The 4,208-nt window shown below is 69.4% G+C and carries 6 protein-coding genes; 3 read left to right on the forward strand and 3 right to left on the reverse strand.

Annotated features, from left to right (window positions below; translation table 11 throughout):
* Positions 1 to 65 precede the first annotated feature (65 nt).
* Complete coding sequence (locus WCJ52_RS11905) at positions 66 to 545, reverse strand: hypothetical protein (protein WP_336903524.1); 480 nt, start codon at positions 543 to 545, stop codon at positions 66 to 68.
* 134 nt (positions 546 to 679) lie between these two features.
* Between WCJ52_RS11905 and WCJ52_RS11910 the strand changes: the two genes are divergently transcribed.
* Entirely contained in the window at positions 680 to 1,915 is a 1,236-nt protein-coding gene (locus WCJ52_RS11910) for a serine hydrolase domain-containing protein (protein WP_336903525.1), read from the forward strand.
* A gap of 6 nt (positions 1,916 to 1,921) precedes the next feature.
* Here WCJ52_RS11910 and WCJ52_RS11915 read toward each other — a convergent pair whose 3' ends face one another.
* Together WCJ52_RS11915 and WCJ52_RS11920 are read right to left on the reverse strand one after the other, a co-directional pair.
* Complete coding sequence (locus tag WCJ52_RS11915; protein ID WP_336903526.1) at positions 1,922 to 2,878, reverse strand: TraB/GumN family protein; 957 nt, start codon at positions 2,876 to 2,878, stop codon at positions 1,922 to 1,924.
* 46 nt (positions 2,879 to 2,924) lie between these two features.
* Positions 2,925 to 3,233 carry a hypothetical protein gene (locus WCJ52_RS11920; RefSeq protein ID WP_336903527.1) on the reverse strand — a complete coding sequence of 103 codons (309 nt, stop codon included), beginning with the start codon at positions 3,231 to 3,233 and terminating at the stop codon, positions 2,925 to 2,927.
* A gap of 112 nt (positions 3,234 to 3,345) precedes the next feature.
* On the opposite strand from WCJ52_RS11920, the gene WCJ52_RS11925 reads away from it, so the two are divergent.
* Together WCJ52_RS11925 and WCJ52_RS11930 are read left to right on the forward strand one after the other, a co-directional pair.
* Entirely contained in the window at positions 3,346 to 3,567 is a 222-nt protein-coding gene (locus WCJ52_RS11925; RefSeq protein ID WP_336903528.1) for a flagellar basal body rod C-terminal domain-containing protein, read from the forward strand.
* Positions 3,568 to 3,621: 54 nt separating this feature from the next.
* Positions 3,622 to 4,208: TIGR02466 family protein (locus WCJ52_RS11930; protein ID WP_336903529.1), on the forward strand; the 587-nt coding region annotated here is incomplete at its 3' end.

Raw genomic sequence — 4,208 nt, forward strand, 5'->3', positions numbered from 1 at the left:
CAGTTAACCCCCTCCACCGCGCTGCGCGCGCCACCTCCCCCGGGGGGGAGGAATTAGAGGTCTTGTCAGCTGGCCGGGGTCAGGCCGGCCCGCTCGAAGGCGCCGCGCAGCTTGTCGCTGACCACCACGCCGGGCGGCGTGTTGGCGCCCTCCATCACGGCCGTGAAGACCAGTTCAGGCTGGCCGGGGACAGGCCCCGCCGCCCAGGCCACGGTGCGGCTACGATCGGGGTTGGAGGGGCAGGAGGCCTGGATCACGGCGCCTTCCCGTCCTGCTGCCTTCAGCAGGGCACCGGCGGCCCGGGCGTCTGTCCCGTTGCAGGCGGGCCAGACCTTTTCGCAGACCCCCGGGTTCCCGTAGGTCCAGACCACCCGGCCTGTCCCGGCCTGGCCGACCAGGACGCAGGTGTTGGGATCGCCAATCGCATCCTCGACGGCCTTTTCCAGCACAAGCGGGTCCACGGTCTTGGGCAGGGGCGGCGCGCAGGCGGCGGTCAGGGCGACGGCGGCGAAGGCGGCGGCGAGGGCGGGACGGAACAGGGACATGATCGACCTCCGGGGGGAGCGCCTTTCTAACCCGCTTCTGGCCCCGAGGCGACGCCACGCTTGACGCTCCGCACGCCGGACGGGACAACAGGTTCCGAAGTCAGATGGGCGCGACGCCCAGCGGGAGGACGACCATGGACATGAACCTCATCAACCGGATCCCCGGCGCCCTGCAGGGCGTGGTGGAGGCCGGCGACCTGTCGGGCTTCGTCACCCTGATCTGGCGCAAGGGCGAGATCGTCCAGCTCAACACCCTGGGCAAGCGCGACATCGCCGGCGACAAGCCCATGACCCGGGACACGATGTTCCGCATCGCCTCCATGACCAAGCCCCTGACCTCGGTCCTGGCCCTCATGCTGATGGAGGAGGGCCGGCTGAAGCTGGACGACCCGATCACCAAATGGGCGCCAGAATTCTCGGGCATGAAGGTACTGAAGTCGGCGACCGGGCCCCTGGACGAGGTGGTCGACGCCCCCCGCGACATCACGGTGGAGGACCTTTTGACCCATCGCGCGGGCCTGGCCTACGGCTTCACCTCGATGGGGCCCATCGCCCACGCCCACCATGAGGTTCTGGGCCCGCCCCTGGGCAATCCGCACGGGCCGGACATGTGGCTGGAGCGGCTGTCCAGCCTACCCCTCACCTACGCCCCCGGCGAGCGTTTCCACTACAGCCACGCCACGGACGTCCTGGGCTTCCTGGTCGGCCGCATCGCCGGCACCACCTACCAGGACTTCCTGAAGTCGCGGATCCTCGAGCCCCTCGGCATGACCGACACCGACTTCTGGTGCCCGCCGGAGAAGCGCGACCGGATGGCCAAACTGTACAAGGCCGAGGACGGCGCGCCCCTCAAGGACGTCTCCTACGTGCACGAAGACCATCCGCCGGCCTTCTGCGCGGGCGGCGGCGGCCTGATCTCCACCGTCGACGACTACCTGACCTTCGCCCGGCTGATGCTGAACCGGGGCGAGCTGAACGGCGTGCGGCTGATCGGCGAGGACACCTTCGACCTCATGACCTCGAACCGGCTGACCCCGGAGCAGCGCGAGATCCCCTTCATGGGCATCCCCTTCTGGATGGGCCAGGGCTTCGGCCTGGGGGTCTCGGTCATCACCGACCCGGAGAAGCAGGCCTGGATGGGCGCCGGCTCGATCGGGGCCTTTGGCTGGCCGGGCGCCTTCGGCACCTGGTGGCAGGCGGACCGCGAGGAGGACATGGTCCTCATCTACCTGATCCAGAACTCCATGGAGCTGGGACCGGAGTCCGCCAGCCAGGTAGCCACCGGCCAGCGCATGGGCGCCCGGGCCGCCCTGCCCATCTTCCAGAAGCAGGCCTACGCCGCCCTGGGCAAGGGCCCGCCCCTGGTCTGAGCCGGATCAGCGACCGTCCGGGCCCGTGACCTCCAGGCCGCGGGCCTCCAGCTTACGGATCACCCCCTCCTCGGCGACCATCATGGAGATGTCGACGAGGGCGACGCTGTGGCCGGGGGTCTTCAGGCCGTCGGCGATCAGCCGGGTGTGGTCATCGACGATGGCGCGCCAGATCTGCGGCCCTCCGTTCAGCAGCAGGAGACAGCCTTCGTAGTCCCGCGGACCACTGATGGCGGTGCCCACATCGCCCCGCGCCCAGCCCTCGGCCACGGCACCGGGGCGGGCGCGCTCCACCGTCCGGACGGCGGCGGAGAGACAGGTCGTTTCCAGGGCCGGATCCATGTTCGAGAACACCTTCGAGACCATGTCACTGACATTGCGGGCGGGGGCCTCGACGCGACGCACCTTCGCCTTGCGCGCAGCCTTCAGGATATCGTCCCGGGGATCCACCCAGCCCTTGGGCGTAGAATCCCCCAGCAGCATCATTGAGGCGACGAAGGGCGTCCACTTGGCGTAGCGCCCCACCGGCTGGCCCACCTTCTCGCGGGCGGCGACGAACCGGGACCGGAGCGGGTCCTGGAGCCGGGTCTCCAGGGGAATATCAGACCTCAGGCTGCGGTAGAGGCGCATGGCCTCGCCAAAGGACGAGATGCCGACGCTGACGCGGGCGGAGTCCGCGAGGATCAGGCTGTTGGCCCCCTTGAGCCGCCGGTCGAGCCAGCGCCGGTCCCAGGTCGACTTGGGAGGAATCCGGCGGCCACTGGGCATGCCCAGGATGTAGACGGTGGAGTCCCCGTCCGTCACCACCCACCAGGCGGGGCCCGGCTCCTTGGCCTGGACGACCAGTTCCTCGACCACGGCGGCGCCGGGGTCCTCAGGCAGGCCGGGCGCAGGCTGGGTGCGGGCGACAGGTGCGGCGACAAGGACAAGGCCCGCCATCAGGGCAAGAACCAGAGGTTTCATGACAGGTCTCCTGCGGAGCGCTGGATCGGGGGATTTTGGGGCAAGGTCAGGGCCGCCTGGCGGGGCGCGCAGTCGGGATCACACAAAGGGGGCGGTCCTGGAACCGGTCGCCGGCCAGGCTCCCGTCCTCGGCGGCCTTGCGGCGGAAGGCGTTGAGCGCCCGGGTTTCCGGCGGCGGCTTCTCACCGGCAGCGCAGACCGGGGCCTCGGTCCGGCGGCCCGACGGGCACTCGCAGACGTCACGCCGGGCGTCGAGCCGGCTGGCCGGGGCGGTGCAGATCACGGGGCTCAGGCTGCCACTCGGTTCCAGGCAGACGGTGGTGATGGCTGCGGCCAGCCAGAGGGCGATGGACATGAAGGGTCTCCGGGGTTGCGGAAGCGCAGCAAGCTTAACCCAGGTTCACCCTCCTTCGGGGGTCTTTTGTTTACGCCAGTAGGGTCAGGTCCAGTCTACGGAGACCCTGATCATGAACCCGATCGCTATCGCCCAGTACGGGCTAATCGCCGCCACCAATCGCTTTAATGAGTCCGCCCAGAAGATCTCGAACATGAGTGTCGAGGGCGTGGACATTGACCTGGTGCGGGAGGTTGTTGACATGAAACTGGCTGAGGCCGGGGTGTCGGCCAACGCTGCAGTGATCCGCACGGCGGACCAGATGCAGGGCACAGTCCTCGACATCGTGGTCTGACCCCGGCGCCGTCCGGGTTTTGACAGCGGCCTGCCAGAGGCATAGCGGACAGGCATGACCGTCCGCGATCTTTTCCCTACCCGCATCTGCGAGACCACCCTGGCCGGGGGGAAGGACTTCGACGTCCTCCTCGTGGACCTCGAAGCCGCCTGCCACATGCTGGAGGCTGAGGACGTCGCCGGGCGCGACTGGTGCCGGCGCAACGGCTACGGCGGCTACACCTCCTACGCCTCTCTTGACGACCTGACCCGGCGGGCCAGCGTCTTCGACGACCTGAGGCGCCGTCTGGACCGGATTGTGCGCGGCTACGCCAAGGACCTGCACCTGGACCTGGGCGCAGGGCGTCTGCGGCTGGACAGCCTGTGGGTCAACATCCTGAAGCCGGGCGCCGCCCATTCCGGCCACATCCACCCGCACAGCGTGATCTCGGGCACGATGTACGTCGCGACCCCGCCCGGCGCCTCGGCCCTGCGGCTGGAGGACCCGCGCCTGCCCCTGATGATGGCCGCCCCGCCCCGCAGCACCGACGCGCCCGAGGCCAACCGCACCTTCGTCCACCTGACACCCGCCCCGGGAACGGTGTTCCTCTGGGAAAGCTGGCTGCGCCACGAGGTACCCCCCAACCAGGCCCGCACCCCACG

The sequence above is a fragment of the Phenylobacterium sp. genome (assembly GCF_037138395.1).
Classification (GTDB): domain Bacteria; phylum Pseudomonadota; class Alphaproteobacteria; order Caulobacterales; family Caulobacteraceae; genus Phenylobacterium.

What these genes read in the sequence shown, in the direction of transcription:
- WCJ52_RS11925 (WP_336903528.1), top strand. Translation starts at nt 3,346, where the DNA reads ATGAACCCGATCGCTATCGCCCAGTACGGGCTAATCGCCGCCACCAAT.
- WCJ52_RS11920 (WP_336903527.1), bottom strand. Translation starts at nt 3,233, where the DNA reads ATGTCCATCGCCCTCTGGCTGGCCGCAGCCATCACCACCGTCTGCCTG.
- WCJ52_RS11915 (WP_336903526.1), bottom strand. Translation starts at nt 2,878, where the DNA reads ATGAAACCTCTGGTTCTTGCCCTGATGGCGGGCCTTGTCCTTGTCGCC.
- WCJ52_RS11910 (WP_336903525.1), top strand. Translation starts at nt 680, where the DNA reads ATGGACATGAACCTCATCAACCGGATCCCCGGCGCCCTGCAGGGCGTG.
- WCJ52_RS11905 (WP_336903524.1), bottom strand. Translation starts at nt 545, where the DNA reads ATGTCCCTGTTCCGTCCCGCCCTCGCCGCCGCCTTCGCCGCCGTCGCC.